At 43.0% G+C, this 18,424-nt stretch carries 17 protein-coding genes; 15 read left to right on the top strand and 2 right to left on the bottom strand.

Translation table 11 applies throughout. The features are described 5' to 3' along the window. Window positions 1-54 precede the first annotated feature (54 nt). The 9 genes from APA_RS16655 to APA_RS16615 all read left to right on the top strand — a co-directional run bounded on the left by APA_RS16655 (window position 55) and on the right by APA_RS16615 (window position 9,631). Entirely contained in the window at window positions 55-411 is a 357-nt protein-coding gene (locus APA_RS16655; RefSeq protein WP_201323376.1) for a nuclear transport factor 2 family protein, read from the top strand. Continuing rightward, window positions 392-1,669 (top strand): folylpolyglutamate synthase/dihydrofolate synthase family protein, encoded by a 1,278-nt coding sequence (locus tag APA_RS16650; RefSeq protein ID WP_201323375.1) that lies wholly within the window; start codon window positions 392-394, stop codon window positions 1,667-1,669. Before APA_RS16655 ends, APA_RS16650 begins: the two co-directional genes overlap by 20 nt. A gap of 940 nt (window positions 1,670-2,609) precedes the next feature. Beyond that, window positions 2,610-3,995: a DNA phosphorothioation system restriction enzyme gene (locus APA_RS16645; RefSeq protein WP_374101366.1), complete on the top strand. Its 1,386-nt coding sequence runs from the start codon at window positions 2,610-2,612 to the stop codon at window positions 3,993-3,995. Window positions 3,996-4,098: 103 nt separating this feature from the next. Beyond that, a complete protein-coding gene (locus APA_RS16640) occupies window positions 4,099-4,272 on the top strand; it encodes a hypothetical protein (RefSeq protein WP_201323374.1) in 174 nt (57 codons plus the stop codon). Beyond that, window positions 4,269-6,344: an AAA family ATPase gene (locus APA_RS16635; protein ID WP_201323373.1), complete on the top strand. Its 2,076-nt coding sequence runs from the start codon at window positions 4,269-4,271 to the stop codon at window positions 6,342-6,344. Before APA_RS16640 ends, APA_RS16635 begins: the two co-directional genes overlap by 4 nt. Then, window positions 6,337-6,993: a Uma2 family endonuclease gene (locus tag APA_RS16630; RefSeq protein ID WP_201323372.1), complete on the top strand. Its 657-nt coding sequence runs from the start codon at window positions 6,337-6,339 to the stop codon at window positions 6,991-6,993. Before APA_RS16635 ends, APA_RS16630 begins: the two co-directional genes overlap by 8 nt. A gap of 4 nt (window positions 6,994-6,997) precedes the next feature. After that, complete coding sequence (locus tag APA_RS16625; RefSeq protein ID WP_201323371.1) at window positions 6,998-8,026, top strand: YhcG family protein; 1,029 nt, start codon at window positions 6,998-7,000, stop codon at window positions 8,024-8,026. A 178-nt stretch (window positions 8,027-8,204) separates the two neighbouring features. Next, window positions 8,205-8,663 carry a DNA phosphorothioation-associated protein 4 gene (locus tag APA_RS16620; protein WP_201323370.1) on the top strand — a complete coding sequence of 153 codons (459 nt, stop codon included), beginning with the start codon at window positions 8,205-8,207 and terminating at the stop codon, window positions 8,661-8,663. Beyond that, complete coding sequence (locus tag APA_RS16615) at window positions 8,660-9,631, top strand: HNH endonuclease (RefSeq protein WP_201323369.1); 972 nt, start codon at window positions 8,660-8,662, stop codon at window positions 9,629-9,631. Before APA_RS16620 ends, APA_RS16615 begins: the two co-directional genes overlap by 4 nt. Here APA_RS16615 and APA_RS16610 read toward each other — a convergent pair. Beyond that, window positions 9,628-9,849 (bottom strand): helix-turn-helix transcriptional regulator, encoded by a 222-nt coding sequence (locus tag APA_RS16610; protein WP_201323368.1) that lies wholly within the window; start codon window positions 9,847-9,849, stop codon window positions 9,628-9,630. The two genes, APA_RS16615 and APA_RS16610, sit on opposite strands and share 4 nt — an antisense overlap. A gap of 151 nt (window positions 9,850-10,000) precedes the next feature. Here APA_RS16610 and APA_RS16605 point away from each other — a divergent pair, with 151 nt between their 5' ends. Continuing rightward, window positions 10,001-10,210: a hypothetical protein gene (locus tag APA_RS16605; protein WP_201323367.1), complete on the top strand. Its 210-nt coding sequence runs from the start codon at window positions 10,001-10,003 to the stop codon at window positions 10,208-10,210. A gap of 23 nt (window positions 10,211-10,233) precedes the next feature. Here the strand turns inward: APA_RS16605 and APA_RS16600 are convergent, their stop codons facing one another. Continuing rightward, window positions 10,234-10,569: a XisI protein gene (locus APA_RS16600; RefSeq protein WP_201323366.1), complete on the bottom strand. Its 336-nt coding sequence runs from the start codon at window positions 10,567-10,569 to the stop codon at window positions 10,234-10,236. A gap of 87 nt (window positions 10,570-10,656) precedes the next feature. Here APA_RS16600 and APA_RS16595 point away from each other — a divergent pair, with 87 nt between their 5' ends. The 5 genes from APA_RS16595 to APA_RS16575 all read left to right on the top strand — a co-directional run bounded on the left by APA_RS16595 (window position 10,657) and on the right by APA_RS16575 (window position 18,424). Beyond that, window positions 10,657-12,201, top strand: a complete 1,545-nt coding sequence (locus APA_RS16595) for an ATP-binding protein (protein ID WP_201323416.1) — start codon at window positions 10,657-10,659, stop codon at window positions 12,199-12,201. A gap of 120 nt (window positions 12,202-12,321) precedes the next feature. Beyond that, window positions 12,322-13,938, top strand: coding sequence for a DNA phosphorothioation system sulfurtransferase DndC (dndC, locus tag APA_RS16590; protein WP_201323365.1), 1,617 nt, complete (start codon window positions 12,322-12,324; stop codon window positions 13,936-13,938). Then, window positions 13,935-15,926: a DNA sulfur modification protein DndD gene (gene dndD, locus APA_RS16585; protein ID WP_201323364.1), complete on the top strand. Its 1,992-nt coding sequence runs from the start codon at window positions 13,935-13,937 to the stop codon at window positions 15,924-15,926. Before dndC ends, dndD begins: the two co-directional genes overlap by 4 nt. 37 nt (window positions 15,927-15,963) lie before the next feature. Next, window positions 15,964-16,368 (top strand): DNA sulfur modification protein DndE, encoded by a 405-nt coding sequence (gene dndE, locus APA_RS16580; protein ID WP_201323363.1) that lies wholly within the window; start codon window positions 15,964-15,966, stop codon window positions 16,366-16,368. Next, window positions 16,346-18,424 carry a DNA phosphorothioation-associated putative methyltransferase gene (locus APA_RS16575; protein ID WP_201323362.1) on the top strand — a complete coding sequence of 693 codons (2,079 nt, stop codon included), beginning with the start codon at window positions 16,346-16,348 and terminating at the stop codon, window positions 18,422-18,424. Before dndE ends, APA_RS16575 begins: the two co-directional genes overlap by 23 nt.

Genomic DNA, 18,424 nt, shown 5'->3' with positions numbered 1-18,424 from the left:
GCTTAGTTACATTTAACGAAGTTTTGGGCTTGAAACAAATTGAGGTAAGGGAATATGACTGTTTTAGACCAATATTTTAAACTTTCCGATCGCGCTAATGATGACGAGCAAGCATTCAACGAATTGGTAGAGTTATTCGCTGAGCAAGCCGAAGTCCATCCATCAGGAGCAAAAAAAGTAGTTGGCAAAGATGAAATCGCACAACTATATCGTAAATTTTTTCAATCTTATTCTGGGATGCAACGAGTTTGGACGACCAGAAAGACAGAGAATGGACTAGAAGCTATTTGGGCGATCGCAGGTAAGCGTGATAGTGGTGAACTATTCGCGATGCAAGGCAGACATATTGCCGAAGTCGATGCCCAAGGCAAAATCTACGCCTTAGAAGTTCATGTATCCAAAGCAAATTAATCCATCCATCGAAGAGTATCTTGCCAGTTTTGATAAATTTGGCATTCACCTTGGTCTAGAGCGCATTCAACAACTGCTCAATACTTTAGGAAATCCCCATCAACAAATTCCCGTGATTCATGTCGCTGGCACAAATGGAAAAGGTTCCGTTTGTGCTTTTTTGCTGTCAATTTTACGAGCCTCAGGCTATCGCGTTGGGCGTTATACTTCGCCACATCTAATTGATTGGCGCGAACGAATTACGATTAATGGCGAATGGATTAGTAATGAGAATTTATTTGAGGCTTTGGATCAAGTCGATGCGGCGATCGCGTCAGAGTTCCCACCAACGCAGTTTGAAGTGATCACGGCGGCGATGTGGTGGTATTTCGCTCAACAAAAATCACAGCGAAATCTAGATATTGCGATTATTGAAACAGGTTTGGGCGGTAGATTAGACGCAACCAATGTATGCGATCGCCCTTTAGTTTGTGCAATTACCTCAATTGGGCTAGATCATTGTCAGCAATTGGGAAATACCTTAGGTGCGATCGCATCCGAAAAAGCAGGAATTATTAAACCTAAATGTCCTGTAGTCATTGCCAAGAATCATCCTGAAGCGATCGCGGCTTTGCAAGCAAAATCAACAGAATGTGATGCGCCCATAACTTGGGTCAATGCTGCTACTCGCACAGATACAGGCGCGATATGGCAAAGTTTCGCATATCCTTTCCCGTTACTGGGAAACCATCAATTAATTAATTCAGCGATCGCGATCGCTGTAGTTCAATCGTTGAGAACGCAAGGTTGGCAAATTAGCGATGATGCGTTGCGTACAGGCATGGCGAATACAGAATGGGCAGGTCGATTGCAATGGATAGAATTTAACTTGAATGGAAAGTCGTGCAAAATCTTAGTTGATGGAGCGCACAATGTCGCGGCAGCAGAATATCTCAGACAATTTGTGGATGAGTCTTTTCCAAATCAACGTAAACGGTGGGTAATGGGAATTCTGAATACAAAGGATCAATCTGGAATTCTCAAAGCACTGCTGCATCCTAATGATTTACTTTATCCAGTGCCTGTTCCTAATCCCGCAACAACATCGCCGCAGGATTTAGCTAAGATTGCCTCTGCAATCCTCAAGACTGAGCCTCATGCTTATGAGCATCTGCAATTAGGACTGGAAGCTGCTTTTGATGATCAGCGATCGCATGATATTGTGATTCTCTGCGGCTCACTATATTTAGTTGGTGAGTTTCTTGGTCAAAAATTCTAGCTATAGTTAGCAATATGAGGACAAAGCCAAAGCCCAGTCATAGAGTTGCAGCGCTTTGCGTCGCAACTCTATGACTGGATTTAATACCAATCCACAAAAGTGTGACGACACTGCTGTGAATTAAAAACCAAACCCTGTAAGGGTTTTAAAAACACAAAATGGCTACGCCATTTTGTGTTTTGGTATAACGATTAGGAGATGCAAAGTGCTGAGCGATCTAAATCTTCAAAGTGAATATCGCAGCGATGTCTGCGATTTAGTGCAAGATTTTTACATTCCTTGTTTAGAAAACTCGATTCTCTACAGTCGAGCGGTGGGATTTTTTTCTAGTACCTCAATGGCAACAGTCGCCAAGGGGCTAATGTCATTACTTCGCTCTGGCGGTAAGATGCGTTTGATTGCTTCACCATGTTTGTCAGAGCAGGATGCTGAAGCGATCGCACTGGGACTCAAACAGCGAGATGAAGTTATTACGCAGAGTTTGTTAAAGGAATTAGATCAAGAGTTTGAAGAGGTTGTCAAAGATCGTTTAGCCTGTCTGGCGTGGCTTTTGAGTAAAAATATTTTAGAGATTAAGCTTGCTATTCGTAAGGATATTCGCAATCAAAGAGGGATCTATCATGAGAAGCTAGGGATTTTCTCTGACGAAGCGGGTAATCTTGTTGCCTTTACAGGATCGGCAAATGAGAGTTCTAGTGCTTTGATGGATAATTTTGAGTGTATTGATGTTTTTTGCTCTTGGGAGGAAGGCATAAGGGAAAGAGCTTTGAGCAAGGCTGAGAACTTTAGACGGTTATGGGAAAATCGAACCCCATTGCTTGACATTCTCGATTTTCCTGAAGCCGCCAAGCGATCGCTGTTGCGTTTACGACCTGATCAATTTCCTATTGATGAAATCAAGAAAAGAAATCCTGTGATGTCAGAGGCAAATAAAGAATATATGCCCATTATCATTCAACAAGATCATGGTTTACCGATATTGCCTTCTAATTTAGAACTGCGGGATTATCAAAAAGAGGCGATCGCGAATTGGTTTAAGAATAATGGACGCGGTACGCTAAAGATGGCGACGGGTAGCGGTAAGACGATTACGGCGCTGGCGATCGCTACTGAACTTTATCAAAAGATTGGATTGCAGGTTTTACTGATCGTTTGTCCCTATCGCCATCTGGTAATTCAATGGTCAAGGGAATGTCAGAAATTTGGACTGAAACCAATCTTGGCTTTTGAAAGTGTTCATAATTGGCAAGATCGGCTGTCTACGCAACTTTATAACGTGCGATCGGGAAATCAGAAATTTTTGACCATAATCACTACAAATGCGACGCTGATTGGTCAGGGATTACAGTCGCAGTTGCGATATCTTCCTGAGAAAACTTTAATTATTGGTGATGAGGCTCATAACTTAGGTGCAAAACGTTTAGTGGAGAGTTTGCCACGTAATGTGGGACTAAGGCTAGCTTTATCAGCAACTCCAGAACGCTATTTTGATGAGGATGGAACAGAAGCAATATTTGAGTATTTTGGTGCAGTAATTCAGCCAGAATTTACACTAGCGGATGCCATCAAAGCGGGAGCGCTTGTGCATTATCTCTACTATCCGATTTTGGTGGAACTGACGGATTCTGAGACTGAGAAATATGCTGATCTGACGAAAAAAATTGGTCGAGCGATCGCATTTGATAGCGATCGCAATGATAACGAGATGGTAGCGGCTTTATTGATGCAACGGGCGAGGCTATTGGGGGCGGCGGCGAATAAGCTAGTCGCTTTACGAGAATTGATGCAGCAACGTCTGGAGACAACACATACATTGATTTATTGCGGTGATGGCTCGGTCGAGGATGAGGTGACAACTGAGAGCACTCGTCAGTTAGATGCGGTGGCGCAGTTACTAGGCTCGGAATTGGGATATCGCGTTAACACCTATACAGCCGAGACATCTTTGGATGAGCGCGAAAATTTGAGGTTGTGGTTTGAAACTGGTGAATTACAGGGACTAGTGGCGATTCGATGTTTAGATGAAGGTGTGGATATTCCTGCAATCCAAACGGCAATTATGCTGGCGAGCAGTAGCAATCCCCGTCAATTTATTCAGCGTCGGGGCAGGATTTTGCGATCGCATCCTGATAAAAGACGGGCAACTTTGTTTGACATGATTGTATTACCGCCTGATTTGGGGCGCGAGACTTTGGATGTGGAACGCAATTTACTGAGAAAAGAGTTACAACGTTTTGTGGAATTTGCAAACTTGGCTGATAACGGCGGTGAAGCGAGACTAAAGTTGGTGGACTTACAGCAACGCTACGGGCTACTGGATTTATAGCTATATTTACCCCAGAGAGTGGGTTTTAAAGAAAAAGGCGGGGATCTGGGGGGATCTAAGAGATATTTAAGATAAAATTAATAAACGTATGGGGTGATTGACCATGAGCAAAGTACCAAGTCTAAGTAGCATCGACGAGCCATTTAAAAACGCTCCGCCTGAAATTCAGCGAATTGTTACTCAAGTAATCAAAATAGAAAAAGATCGGCTCGACAAGAATGAGTTGGGGCGGATTAATGAAGATATTTTGACAATTGTTAAGGAAGAAGTGCAATGAAGCTGATCTCGATCAAGCTGTTTAATTTTCGCTGTTTTTATCAGCAAACGCCTGAAATCATGTTAGCGAGACTGGACGATCGCAACATTACGATCATGCATGGCAACAATGGCACTGGTAAAACCTCGCTGCTAAATGCTTTTACATGGGTGCTATACGAGAAATTTACATCTGCTTTTGGCGATCCTGAGCAGCTTGTCAACCGTCAAGCGATCGCTGAATCCCAACTGAATCAGCCCGTGGAATGCTGGGCAGAAGTTTTATTTGAGCATGATGCTAAGCGCTATCGGGTGCGGCGGCTAACCCGGGCCTATAAGCTTGCTAATAATGGTGAGAAAAATATTCAGTACTGCAAAAGTGAGTTGTTTTTACAAGTGGCGGGTGATGATGGACGTTGGGTTACCCAAAATCATCCTGAAGCCGTAATTAATGGCATTTTGCCTAGAAGCTTGCATCAGTATTTCTTTTTTGATGGTGAGCGAATCGAGCAAATTGTGCGATCGGATAATCGCAATGAGATTGCGGAAGCGACAAAAAAGCTTTTGGGTGTGCAGGTTTTAGATAATGCGATTAAGCATCTTAAGGAAGCAAGAAAGTCCCTTGAGGATGAACTTAAAAACATTGGTGATGCCCAAACTAAAACCTTGATTTCTCAAAAACAAAAGCTGGAGAACGATAGTGCTGAATGTGAAGTCAGAATTAAGGAAATCGAACAGGAACTAGACTCGCAAAATCAACTAAAAGCATCTTGTAATCAACGCTTGACGGAATTGGGTGGTATTGATGAAATCCAAAAGCGGCGTGAGAATCTTGAATTGCAAGAAAAAGAAACCCGAAGTAATTTGCGAGGTGTAAAAAATGAACTTAAGGAGGCGATTTCTAAGCAAGGTTATAGTGTATTTTTGCCTCAGGCGATCGCAAATTTTCGTGAGTTAGTTGGCGGATTGCATGAACGCGGCGAATTGCCTGCGGATATCAAACAGACCTTTGTCCTAGATCTATTGGAACGCCGCAAATGCATTTGTGGTGCAGCATTGCATGATGACTCTCCTAACTATGAGCAGGTCAGGTCTTGGCTAGAGAAAGCAGGTTTAGCAGATGTGGAAACTGCAACTTTGAAGCTAGAAGGTTTTGTCGATGAGGTAGAGAAACAAGCCACAGATTTTTGGCAGGGCATTGATACGAAGCAAGCAAGTATCAGTCATGTTAAAAACACTCTTTCTCGACTTGAGTTAGAATTAGAATCAATTAGCGAACAGCTACGCAAGAGTCCTGTTGAGGATATTCGCCAGATGCAAACCCGCCTTGATGAGATCGATCGCAAGGTTGAGGACTTAAATTTAGAGAAGGGCAAGAAGCTTCAGAAATGGACTGATTATCAAGGTCAAATTGAAAATCTTCAGAAGCAAATTAAGAGCAGTAAGCAAAATGAAGGTAAGCAAAAGCTTGCTCAAAAGCGTATTGATGCTGCACAACAAGCGATCGATCTCCTGATTGAGTTAAAAACTAATCGTAATGAGCTATTTCGTAAACAATTGGAAACTCGGATCGATGAAATCTTTAGCCAGATCTCGTTCAAAGCGCAAATACCGAGACTGAGTGAAAAGTATGAGTTGAGCTTAGTAGAAACTGTGGCTGGACAAGAGGTTCAATCTGGTGCTTCGACGGGAGAGAATCAGATTCTCAGTTTGTCTTTTATTGGTAGCATCATCGATCGCGTGAGGGAATGGAGCAAATCTGGTTTGGTGATGGGGCCAGATAGTAGTACTTTCCCAATCGTGATGGATTCGCCCTTTGGGAGTCTTGATGAAATTTACCGTCGGCAGGTGGCAAGATTGATTCCTCAATTGGCAAATCAGCTTGTGGTGATGGTTTCCAAAACCCAGTGGCGCGTTGAGGTTGAGGAGGAAATGACTCCCCGCATTGGTAAAGAATATGTGTTTGTCTTTAACTCTAATAAGCCTGATACGCAAACCGATGACATAATTCTCTATGGCAAGAGCTATCCGCTAGTGCGAAAGAGTGCCTATGATTATGAATATACCGAAGTCTTGGAGGTGAATCATGGTTAATACAACTGCGACTCCTAAAGCAGAGATTGTCAGCGATCGCTGGGTTAGGGCAACTTGGGATGAGTTTCAAACTTTATCTGAAGATCCTGCCTATGCAGAAATGGCTAGATTTTATTACGATCACGATACTATGAGGATTGAGATGGCGGCTTTAGGTGCTTTGCATGGGCGCAATAATTCGGTTGTTTATGATGTGATTAGTTTGTATGCGATCGCTAAAAATATTCGTATTCTTAAGTTGACAAATACTAGCTTTCGGAAAACAGGTATTCAAGAATGTCAGCCTGATTGTTCTTTTTATATTGGCAATCAATTTCTCTTAACGCCTCAAAATAATAGCTCTATAGATCTCGATCAATTTGAGGTTCCACATTTGGTGGTAGAAATCGCTACGACATCCCTTAATGATGACTTGGGGCGCAAGCGGATTTTGTATGAGCAGTTGGGAGTAAAGGAATATTGGGTAGTGAATGGCGGCGAGTCACAGGTTTATGCTTTTGAAATGTCAGGGGGGCGCAGTGGCACAATTAAGGAGTCACAGGTTTTAGAGGGTTTGAGTATTGCCATAGTTGAAGAAGCACTTAAACGAAGTTTGACAGAAGATGATAGCGCGATCGCGAGATGGTTATTACAGACTTTTAATGGGTAGGGGTATGGCAGTCGATTCTGTAAGTTTATCTGACACCTATAATGAGTTATTAATTGCGGTAAAGCAACGGATTCGGGCTGCTCAATATGAGGCTTTGAGGGCAGTCAATCGGGAGCTAGTGATGCTCTATTGGGATCTTGGCAAGATGATTATGACTCGTCAACAGGGGGAAACTTGGGGAAAGTCGGTGGTGGAGCAATTGGCTAAAGATTTGCAAGCTGAGTTTCAAGGTGTAAGTGGGTTTTCTGCGGCTAACCTTTGGCGAATGAGACTTTTTTATCAAACTTATGGTGACAATGAAAAACTCGCGCCAATGGTGCGAGAAATTGGATGGTCGCATAATTTAGTAATTATGGAGAAATGCAAAGATAATTTGGAGCGGGAGTTTTATTTGCGGATGACGCGCAAGTTTGGCTGGACAAAAAATGTGTTGATTCACCAAATCGAGAATCAAACCTATGAAAAGACTTTGCTGAACCAGACAAATTTTGATGTGACTCTATCCGATGATATTCGCGATCGCGCAAAGTTGGCGATTAAGGACGAATACACCTTTGATTTTCTAGAATTGAGTGATGAACATAGTGAGAGGCAGCTTGAGACGGCGATTTTGGCTCAGGTGGAGCCGTTTTTGCGAGAAATGGGTGGGATGTTTGCGTTTGTGGGTAGTCAGTATCGTTTAGAGGTGGGGGATGATGAGTATTTTATCGATTTGCTGCTGTACCATCGACATTTGCGCTGTTTGGTGGCGGTTGAGTTGAAGATTGGGAAGTTTAAGCCTGAGTATGTGGGTAAGATGCAGTTTTATTTAGCTGTGTTGGATGACAAGGTGCGGATGATCGATGAGAGGCAATCAATTGGAATTATTCTCTGTAAGTCAAAGGATCAGATGATTGTGGAATATGCTTTGAAGGATGCGAGTAAGCCAATTGGGGTGGCGACTTATCGGTTGTCAACACTGCCGAAGGAGTTGAGAGATCAGTTACCTGCGCCTGAGCAGGTGGCGATGTTGTTAAATGGTATTGAGGAGTAATGTGATCATTGATGTGAGCGCGATCGCTTGTTGATGATGACTGGTTTGATGGTGACTGAAGTTAATGAATCGATCGCTTGTGTGTAAGATGTTTTTAGATTGGGTATTGAGGAATAAGTAAGAATGGCTGATGCAAGGGTAAAGATCGCGAAAGATAAGGCGGAGTTAGGGGCAAATAATGAGTATTCGTAGAATCTATATTGCTGAAGACAAAGCTGAACTTGTACGGTCTTTAAGATCTGCTGAAAATCCTACTGCGCCGTTTCAGACCTATGCTGACGTGATGACTTTTGCGGCTGTCCTTGGGGCTAAGCGAGGAAAGAAGATTCCTCTCGGTAAAACATCCAGAAAAGAACCCGATCCAATTCCTCAAGATCAGTTTGTAGCTAGAGGCTATGAGCCTGTAATCAATTTAATTGCGATCGCCCATACCAAAGATCCTAAAAGTCTTGCCCTTGACGAAGAATCTGGAAATATCCGCGTTCAAATTTTTGAAGAGTATGCCAATGGAGGGCTTGAAGTTTTACAGAACACTTTACAAGGAAGCGTGGATTATACCGACGCAATTTTGTTGATGCTGCTAGCGGAAAAAGATCAAGAATCGTTAGAAGATTTTGATTTGAGTAGATTTCTATGAGCAAAGACTTACTGTACTATTCCAAAAAGTTTGCGAAGTTGCGTGTAGACCGTGTGCGGGGAATTGCACCACATAAGCCAATATTACTTTTATCTGCGATCGCGCTAATTCAGCAGGGAATAATCAGACAAAACCGAATATTTTTATCACCTGAATTAATCGCCACATTTCTCAAATACTGGAGCTTTTTGGGTTCAGAATCCCATCGTTCGGATATTGCCCAGCCATTCTTTCATCTTCAAAGTGAAGGCTTTTGGCATCTAAAAGCAAAGGCTGGATTTGAACCTGTAATTAACTCCAAAGTGAAAATCAAAACTTTAAGTGGGTTAAGAGATTCGGTGCAGTATGCTTACTTTGATGATGAACTTTTTGAGTTAATTCAGAATTTATCATCAAGAAATAGTTTAATTGATATCCTAGTAAATAATTGGTTTTCTGATAAATCATCACAAATTGAGCAACTTTTTCAAATCAATTCCTTTCAAGAATTTCAAGATCGCTTACGAGAGAGAGGTGGGGCTGTCTATTCAGTTGGTGAAGTAGAAGATGAATCTAAATTAATTGTGCGAGATGCTGCCTTCCGTAGAATAGTTGTCTCTGCTTATGAATATCGATGTGCATTTTGTGAGTTACAGGTTCTCAATTCACTAAACCAACATATTGTCGATGGAGCGCATATCAAGCCGTTCTCCCAATTTCGAGACGATCGCTTTGATAATGGGCTTTCCCTTTGCAAAAATCATCACTGGGCTTTTGATCGCGGTTGGTTTACCGTTGATGATGATTACAAAATTATTGTCTCTAACGATCTTAGGGAAGAATCACCTCACGCTCAGACAATGCGAGATTTTCACGGTCAGAATATCGTTTTGCCAGCACAACAAAGCTATTTGCCAAGAATCGAAGCTTTACGATGGCATCAAGAAAATGTTTTTAATCAATGCGATCAACTTTTTCTAGAGTACTAGTCACTCATGTACAGATTCTTAAATTCTTTTGCTGCGGTGGGATTAATTTTTTCTAACGCTGCAACAATCCGCAAAACCGTTTCAGAGTTAGGATCTCTAACTTCATTGATCCAACGATAAATATTTGAACGACCTACACCTAAAGCATTAGCCAGATTTGTTTGGCTAATACTATATTTTTCAAGAACTTGTCCGAGTGTTTTACCTGCTTTACCCATACCTTTGATCGTGTCAGAGGATGTTAAGCCTGTAAAGAAATGTGTCCAAATGGACTACAAAATTATACACCCTTGTAGTCCATTTGGATTCATACGATCAATTCGTAGACTAATTGGACTACAAAACTTTCACTATTTAATTGCTAATGCCATGAGCTACCAAGAAATGCTCCACCCTTGGGCGATCGCTCGTCCTCTCCCCAATAATATTCAAAGCGTAATTGTAGGAAGATTTCGACGCAGAGTAGATGCGGAAGAACATTTGAAGTTTTTACGGCGGCGCATCCCTACGGTTAATTTTTTTATTGTTTTTGACTGCCAAATAGATCAGTTGGTACTGCCGCAGAATAACAGCAGGTAAAATCATTTCTCAAAACCCCGATTTTATGCGACTCCATAATCTGTATATGGACGCTTATATGGTGGTTGCAAACCCAACACAATATCCTGCCTTTCCACACCCATAGCAACTAACTCCTCCGCAGGATTTTGATCGGTCAAATTCTGTTGCAGCCAAATCTTGCCATCCTTAATATCAAAATGCATAACACATCGATACACACGAGTTAACTCTTGCCAGCCAATATTGAGCCACTGATAATGATCCCTTTCTACATCAAAAATCAGTTGCACCTCAACCTCATCATCTGACACATCACCACTCACATATCGAGACAACAAACTTTGAACATACTCCCGATATTTACCTACTTTATCCATTTCACGATCTCCTCATTTACAGGATTAGGTTTGCTTAGCTCGTTGCTATATATTGAAAGAGTATTGCCCTGTTAAATAGCTGTCATGATGAAGAAATGGTTTAATACCGCAGGTCCTTGTAAGCCAAATATTCACTATATGCTACCCGCAAGCGATCGCCTGCCAGAGCTAGAGCAGTTGATCGCCCAAGAAAATTACTTTGTCATTCACGCCCCAAGGCAAACTGGCAAAACCACAGCGATGATGGCATTAGCGCAAGAACTAACAGCCAGTGGCAAATACTGCGCCGTCATGGTTTCAGTAGAAGTAGGATCAGCATTCCCCGATCAACCAGAAATAGCTGAAAAAGCAATCTTAGGAGCTTGGTACAAAAATGCACGCTTTTGGCTGCCTAAAGAACTACATCCACCCAGCGCACCAGAAGCAGAATCAGGGCAGCGTATAAACGCCGTATTATCTGCTTGGGCAGAAATTTCACCTCGACCAATAGTTCTATTTATTGACGAAATAGACTCTTTACAAAATCAAACTTTAATTACAGTATTGCGACAGCTAAGAGATGGCTTTCCACTACGTCCGCAAGGCTTTCCACAGTCAGTTGCCCTAGTGGGAATGCGCGATGTCCGCGATTATAAATATGCATCAGGAGGCGGTGAGAGACTCAATACCTCAAGCCCCTTTAACATCAAAGTGCGTTCCTTCACGCTTAGTAACTTCACTCTTGAAGAAGTGAGAAATCTCTATCAACAACATACAGAAGCCACAGAACAAATATTTACACCAGAAGCAATAGATTTAGCATTTCATTTAACACAAGGTCAGCCTTGGCTCGTCAATGCGATCGCCAAAGAAATCACCGAATATATCGCCAAAGATACCAATACTCCAATTACACCTGAATTCGTCAACCAAGCCAAAGAGATTTTGATTCAAAGACAAGATACTCATTTAGATAGCCTAGCTGAGCGATTGCGAGAAGAACGAGTAAGAGCGATCATTCAGCCAATCCTTGCAGGGCAGGAATTACCAGATGTGCCACAGGATGACGTGCGCTATGTTTTGGATTTAGGTTTATGTAGTAACGAGAATGGATTAGCGATCGCTAATCCCATTTATCAAGAGGTACTGCCCAGAGTGCTTGCCTATGTGACATCAGCCTCAATGGGATATATTCAACCAATTTGGCTAAGTGAACAGGGTGAATTTCTACCTGAACGCTTGTTAGAGTCATTTCTAGGATTTTGGCGACAGCATGGAGAACCATTGTTTAAAAGTACCCCCTATCCAGAGATTGCGCCACATCTAGTGCTGATGGCATTTTTGCATCGGGTGGTCAATGGTAAAGGGACTTTGGAACGCGAATATGCGATCGGTTCAGGAAGAATGGATTTATGTTTACGCTATGGCAAAGTGACTTTGGGAATGGAGTTAAAAGTATGGCGCGATCGCAAGCCAGACCCACTCAATGAAGGTTTAAAGCAATTGGATAAATATCTATCGGGATTGAATTTAGATACGGGCTGGTTGGTAATATTTGATCGCCGTGAGCGGTTACCGATGCTTAGCGATCGGACAACGACTGAGATGGCAATTAGTCCCGCAGGACGAAATATTACCGTGATTCGGGGATAAATAATTTGTCAATTCTAATTTGCCAATTCACAGGCTTTAGCTTTCATCTTGCCATTTGTCGTCCATTTGGACTACAACAGTAGTAGGGATATCCCGAAAAACAAGGCAAATTTACCAACCATGACTGAACCACAACGCACTGCACCCCAGTTAATTGAAGACATCAAAGCGCTGATAATTGAGATCCAGCAGTTGTATTGCCATGACGAAATCCCTTGGATTATTGGCTATTCAGGCGGCAAAGACTCCACCGCCACCCTGCAACTCGTTTGGCAAGCCATCCAACAACTACCAAGCGATCGCCGCACCAAACAGATTTACGTCATCACCACCGACACCCGCGTTGAAAACCCCATCGTCGCCGCATGGGTGAAGCGATCGATCGCGAATATGCAAGCCGCCGCCATCGAGCAAGGCTTACCAATTTCTGCAAATCTGCTAGTCCCTGATGTCAAAGACACCTTCTGGGTCAACTTGATTGGCAAAGGCTACCCCGCCCCCCGCAACGGCTTTAGATGGTGTACCGAACGCCTCAAAATTAAACCATCTAACCAATTTGTCCAAAACGTCGTCAGGGCAAAAGGTGAAGTAATCATCGTCCTTGGCACACGCAAAGCCGAAAGCTCTAGGCGATCGCGATCGATGACCGATCACGAAATGGGCAGCATCGGCGATCGCCTTGGTGACAGCAATCTCACATCCCTGCTCTATAGCGGCAGCCTACCCAATTCCTTAATCTATAGCCCAATCGCCGACTGGAGCAACAGCGAAGTATGGCTATACCTCATGCAATATCCCAACCCTTGGGGCAATAGCAATCAAGACCTCTTCACCATGTATCGCGGCGCAACTGCCGACAATGAATGCCCTCTGGTGATCGACAGCAACACCCCTAGCTGTGGTGACTCTCGCTTTGGTTGCTGGGTCTGCACCCTCGTCAACAAAGACAAATCTATGGAAGCGATGATCCTCAATGATGACGAAAAAGAATGGATGCAGCCCATGCTAGATCTACGCAATGCCCTCGATAGCCCCGATGACTGGGACAAACGTGACTTTAGGCGAATGAGTGGCAACGTACAGCTATTTACCCACAACAGCGACGGCAAACAAGAAGTCAAGCCGATCCCAGGACCTTACACCAAAAAATGGCGCGAACATTGGCTGAGGGAATTACTCAAAGCACAAACCGAAGCGCGTAAAAATGCACCTCCTGAAATGCAAGAAATTGAACTAATTACTCAAGCTGAACTTAGCGAAATTCGGCGGATTTGGCGTGAAGATAAACATGAATTTGATGACGCACTGCCACATATTTATCTCGATCTAACAGGTCAAAAATTCCAAGATATCAACAATCCCAACAATCAAAGCCTGTTAGGAGCCGATGAATGGGAAATTCTTGCTCGACTCTGTGGCGAAAATGCCATGCACCTCGAACTCACCACCAAACTGCTCAGCGTTGAAAAGCAACATTATGGCAAAATGCGCCGTGTCGGTATCTATGAAGCCCTCGAAAAATGCTTTGAAACCAGTTCGCGATCGCAAGAAGAAGCAATTCAAAACGCCCATCGATTTAAAGATCTTCGAGATGCTGCCCAAGCAGGAGATGCTGATAAAGTGCGTCAACTTGCACTAGGACAGCCAACCAAACCTGACGACTCAGAGTCTCCCAAAAAAGTCAATAGTTGGGCATCGATGAAATTTGGCTCCCCAATTGCAGAGGTACAGTCTTGATTTTTCGCGAACTAACTCTGCAAAATTTCGGTGCTTATCAAGGAAAGCACACGATTAATCTTTCTGTCGATGTCAATCAAGACCATCCACCAATTGTCCTGTTAGGTGGCTTAAATGGCGGTGGAAAAACGACCTTTATCGATGCCCTCCGCCTTGTCCTATATGGCGCAAAAGCCCAATGCTCCACGCGAGGCAACTTAAGCTATGGCGAATTTTTATCTCAAAGCGTCAATCGCGAAGCCAAAATCGGCGAAGAAGCTGCGATCGAATTAGTCTTTGAACAAGCCAGCTTCAATAAATCCGAACTGCGCCAAGTTCCGATCTCGATCTCCCGTCGTTGGACACAGCAACCAAAAAATGGTCGTGACATTCTAGAGGTGCGTGTCGATAGTTGGAATAACGAAACCCTGACTAACACATGGGATGAGTTTATCGAAGAGATCATGCCTATAGGCATTTCGGGCTTATTTCTATTTGATGGTGAACAAGTTCGAGAACTTGCTCTGCAAGACACTCCCACACAGGGTATTGTCGATGCTATTCGCACAATTCTCGGACTAGAGCTAGTCGATCGCTTAGAAATTGATTTAGAAGTATTAGCCAGCAAAAAACGGCGTGAATCATCTGACACAGAAGCTTTTAATAAACTCACAGAGATTGAGACCCAAATCGCGCAACAATCCGCAGAGATTGAATTAGAAGAAGCACATAAAACCCAACTGGAAGCCGACCTCGAACAAGCTAAAGCTACTTTTGCAGAAGCTGAACGTGAATTTATGCGTAAAGGCGGGAAAGCCGCAGGAGATAAGCAAGAGTTAGAACAAAGCTATCACAGACTCAAAGAAGAATCTGATCAGCAAAGAAAAGCATTGCTAGATTTAGCAGAAACTTGTTTACCCATGATGTTGATTAAATCACCTCTGTTAGAACAAGCGCTTTCCCAAAGCCAAAAAGAGATACATTTGCAAAAAGCTAAAGCTGCTCTAGATCTAATTAAAGAGCGAGATCGCAAACTGTCAGAATTTATAGACCAGAACTTCCCTAAAAAATATAACCGCTTAGTCCAAGAGTTTTTGGAAACCGAACTCGCTCAACTCGAAGATGAATCGCAGCACGGAGAAATATGGCTTGGTAGCGATATAGAGCTGGTGAAATCACTCTCAAATCTTTTAGCGCATGATTTACCTAAAACCGTTGCTTTAGCAAGTACCGCAGCGCAAAAATTGGAATCTTGCGATCGCGAAAGTACCCAAATCCAAAATGTGATTGCCTCTGCCGCAAGTCCAGAAATCTATCAGCAACTCTTGCAAAAGAAAGAAGAATCCGAAGCGGTTTGCGAATCTTTAGCCAATCAGCTAGACGATGCTCAGCGTAACTTAGCCCTTTTAGAACGCAAGTTAATCTCCAGCAAAAAAGAACTAGAAAACTATGGAACTACCATAGTCGCAAGGGGCAATCTAGAATTTTTCTTCCAGTCAGTTGTTAAAGTACAATTTACAATGGATTCGTTTAGAAAAGAACTCACCGCCCATAAAATCGCTCAACTAGAAAACAGCGTCACAGAATGCTTTCTCCACCTTTTACACAAATCGCGCCTTGTGCATCGCATCACGATCGCCCCCGATACATTTCGATTAGAGCTATACAACGCTGAAGGTAAAGCTATCCCCAAACATCGCCTTTCCGCAGGTGAAAAACAAATGTTAGCGATCGCCTTTTTATGGGGATTAGCCCGTGTCTCAGGTTGCCAGTTACCTGTCGTGATCGATACCCCTCTCGGTCGTTTGGACTCATCCCACCGACTCAACCTTCTAGATCGCTATTTCCCCAACGCCAGTCAGCAAGTCATCCTACTCTCAACCGATACCGAAATCGGCAAAGAAGAAGTAACTCGCCTCCGCCAAAATCAACTACTCGCACACGAATATCTCCTAGACTACGACGAATCAACCAACCGCACCTCCGTGCGATCAGGATACTTCTGGTAACCAATCACCAATTACCAATTACCAATCATCTAATCCTATGGAACCACCTATTGATCGCATTCGCCTCTCTCAAAATGCCAGAGAGCAACTACTCAAACTCAAACGTGCTACTCGTATTGAATATTGGAACATCCTCTGTCGTTGGGCGTTATGTAAATCTCTTGCTGAACCAACTCCTCCATCAATGATTAATATTGTCACAGATAGCAATGTGGAGATGACTTGGCAAGTTTTTGCTGGTAATCTGTCAGATATTCTAATTGTTGCCCTCAAACAACGCTGTTATAACGATGGACTAGCCACCGACAAAGAAACCCTAGCCACCCAATTTCGCCTTCACTTGCATCGTGGTATTGGCTATCTTGCAGGTGATCGTAATATCAAAAAGTTAGAAGATCTAATTTTATTGGCTAACAACCATGATTACAGAGAGCAACCATAGCCAAATCATTACTATGTGTCAGCAGAGTTCTATTGGCAAAAAGTTGCCAACTGCGCTTTATGTGCATATCTCTGCGATCGCCTATCTCTCTCCACAATTACAAGAATGCGATAGCCAAGCCAGATTACTACTTCCAGAAGAAAGTGAATTTACTCTGATCAAATTTAATTACGAACAACCCAAGATTTCTTATTTGTTTTATCCAAACTTTGACACAGATCCACATCCTGCATTACATCACAGTATTCAAGTTGACCTAAAAGCCCAAATAGTTCAGCAGCGAGACTATCAAAACCCACCTAATCCTCCAATCCTGCATCGCAAAGAAACCTTTGTAAACCCAGATTACCCCAACTATCAACTATTTGCCCAATTAACCAAACAAGAAGAAGCGATCGGCTTATTTCATGAGACGCGCACCATCGGCACTCGTAAAGGATGGGAGCAACGTTTACAGGAATACAATGTCAAACTTAAAGGTCATCAGGTCATCTTGCTCCCCTCGCCCTCTGGGAAAGGGACTGAGGGTGAAGGCAACATCAAAATTGATCGCCATAAAGCTGCCATTCATCGCCCCGATCTATCCAAGCCTGTTCGACTTGCCCTAGAAGCGGGACTCTTTACAGAAAGCTCAACCTTCTTTGACTATGGCTGTGGGCATGGCGAAGATATCAAAAGAATTAGCGATCGCGGATTCACTAGCTCAGGTTGGGACCCATACTATCGACCACAATGCGATCGCACAAGTGCCGAAATCGTCAACCTCGGCTATATTCTCAACGTCATTGAATCGCAGATCGAAAGAAGAGAAGCCCTCATCAAAGCATGGGAATTAACTCAGAAAGTTTTGATTGTCTCCGCACAAGTTTTAATCGGTGATGTGGGCAAAGGACAAATCGCCTACAGTGACGGTGTGGTGAGTAGCCGTAACACTTTCCAGAAGTATTACGAACAAGAAGAACTCAAACTCTATATCGATCAAGTGTTAGGCGTAGATTCTGTGCCTGTCGCTCTCGGCATTTATTTTGTATTTCGCGACGAGATGCAAGCGCAAAGCTTCAGAGCATCACGCTTTCGTTCGAGAGCGACAACACCCAGAATCCGACTAGTCTCCAAACGATTTGAAGACTATCGCAAATTACTTACTCCCTTGATGGATTTCTTCACAGAGCGGGGCAGATTGCCAACTGGAGATGAATTGCAAAACTTCGAGCCGTTACTGACGGAATTTGGAACGGTACGCCGCGCCTTTAACTTAATTGTTAGTGCTACCAATCAAGATGAATGGGATGCGATCTCCGATAAGCGCCGCCAAGATATTCTTGTATTTCTTGCACTCAGCAATTTTGATAATCCAGACAAAAGGCTTAAACTTAGTCAGCTTTCGCCACTATATCAAACCGATATCAAAGTTCTATTTGGGTCATACCAAGGGGCAAGTACTACTTCTGCTTTGATGTTATTTAATTTAGGAAAATCTGGATTCATCGCAACCTGTTGCCAAAACAGTAAGATTGGTAGATTAGATAGTCAAGCGCTCTATGTGCATGTCTCGGCACTTGATAATTTGGATATTATGTTGAGACTATATGAAGGATGTGTCAGTCGTACAATTGGCAGAATGGATGGCGCAACCTTAGTCAAGTTCCATTTGCATAACCCCAAAATATCCTATCTATTTTATCCAGACTTTGATATAGATCCACACCCCAAGTTACAGACATCAATGCAAATTGATTTGCGAGATCTGCAAGTTCGCTACCACGATCGCCGTAGCTCGACCAACCCGCCGATCTTACATCGCAAAGAATCTTACTTGATGCCTAGCTATCCGCAGTACGAGAAGTTTGCTAAGCTCACCCAACAGGAGGAAAGTTGGGCACTAATAGACAATATTACAGAAACTTGTCATATGCAAGATTGGCAACAGATTCTCGATCAGAATTATGTCGAACTTCAAGGACATAGAGTCATCTGGCGTAAAGATGCCGATCCTAATACAATTAAGTTACTGAAAGCTCAGAGAAAAATAAAATCCCACACAAGCAGTTCATAA

Source organism: Pseudanabaena sp. lw0831, assembly GCF_016584665.1.
Lineage (GTDB): Bacteria > Cyanobacteriota > Cyanobacteriia > Pseudanabaenales > Pseudanabaenaceae > Pseudanabaena.
Note: the sequence above shows the minus strand (reverse complement) of the source record. Positions and strands in the feature narration are given on the sequence as shown.

Bases quoted from the DNA above. Each gene is read 5' to 3' on its own strand.
- APA_RS16600 (WP_201323366.1), bottom strand. From the start codon at position 10,569: ATGGATAAAGTAGGTAAATATCGGGAGTATGTTCAAAGTTTGTTGTCT.
- dndE (WP_201323363.1), top strand. From the start codon at position 15,964: ATGGAACCACCTATTGATCGCATTCGCCTCTCTCAAAATGCCAGAGAG.
- APA_RS16575 (WP_201323362.1), top strand. From the start codon at position 16,346: ATGATTACAGAGAGCAACCATAGCCAAATCATTACTATGTGTCAGCAG.
- APA_RS16655 (WP_201323376.1), top strand. From the start codon at position 55: ATGACTGTTTTAGACCAATATTTTAAACTTTCCGATCGCGCTAATGAT.
- APA_RS16630 (WP_201323372.1), top strand. From the start codon at position 6,337: ATGGTTAATACAACTGCGACTCCTAAAGCAGAGATTGTCAGCGATCGC.
- APA_RS16635 (WP_201323373.1), top strand. From the start codon at position 4,269: ATGAAGCTGATCTCGATCAAGCTGTTTAATTTTCGCTGTTTTTATCAG.
- APA_RS16610 (WP_201323368.1), bottom strand. From the start codon at position 9,849: ATGGGTAAAGCAGGTAAAACACTCGGACAAGTTCTTGAAAAATATAGT.
- APA_RS16625 (WP_201323371.1), top strand. From the start codon at position 6,998: ATGGCAGTCGATTCTGTAAGTTTATCTGACACCTATAATGAGTTATTA.
- APA_RS16640 (WP_201323374.1), top strand. From the start codon at position 4,099: ATGAGCAAAGTACCAAGTCTAAGTAGCATCGACGAGCCATTTAAAAAC.
- APA_RS16595 (WP_201323416.1), top strand. From the start codon at position 10,657: ATGAAGAAATGGTTTAATACCGCAGGTCCTTGTAAGCCAAATATTCAC.
- APA_RS16605 (WP_201323367.1), top strand. From the start codon at position 10,001: ATGAGCTACCAAGAAATGCTCCACCCTTGGGCGATCGCTCGTCCTCTC.
- APA_RS16645 (WP_374101366.1), top strand. From the start codon at position 2,610: ATGCCCATTATCATTCAACAAGATCATGGTTTACCGATATTGCCTTCT.
- APA_RS16615 (WP_201323369.1), top strand. From the start codon at position 8,660: ATGAGCAAAGACTTACTGTACTATTCCAAAAAGTTTGCGAAGTTGCGT.
- APA_RS16620 (WP_201323370.1), top strand. From the start codon at position 8,205: ATGAGTATTCGTAGAATCTATATTGCTGAAGACAAAGCTGAACTTGTA.
- dndC (WP_201323365.1), top strand. From the start codon at position 12,322: ATGACTGAACCACAACGCACTGCACCCCAGTTAATTGAAGACATCAAA.
- APA_RS16650 (WP_201323375.1), top strand. From the start codon at position 392: ATGTATCCAAAGCAAATTAATCCATCCATCGAAGAGTATCTTGCCAGT.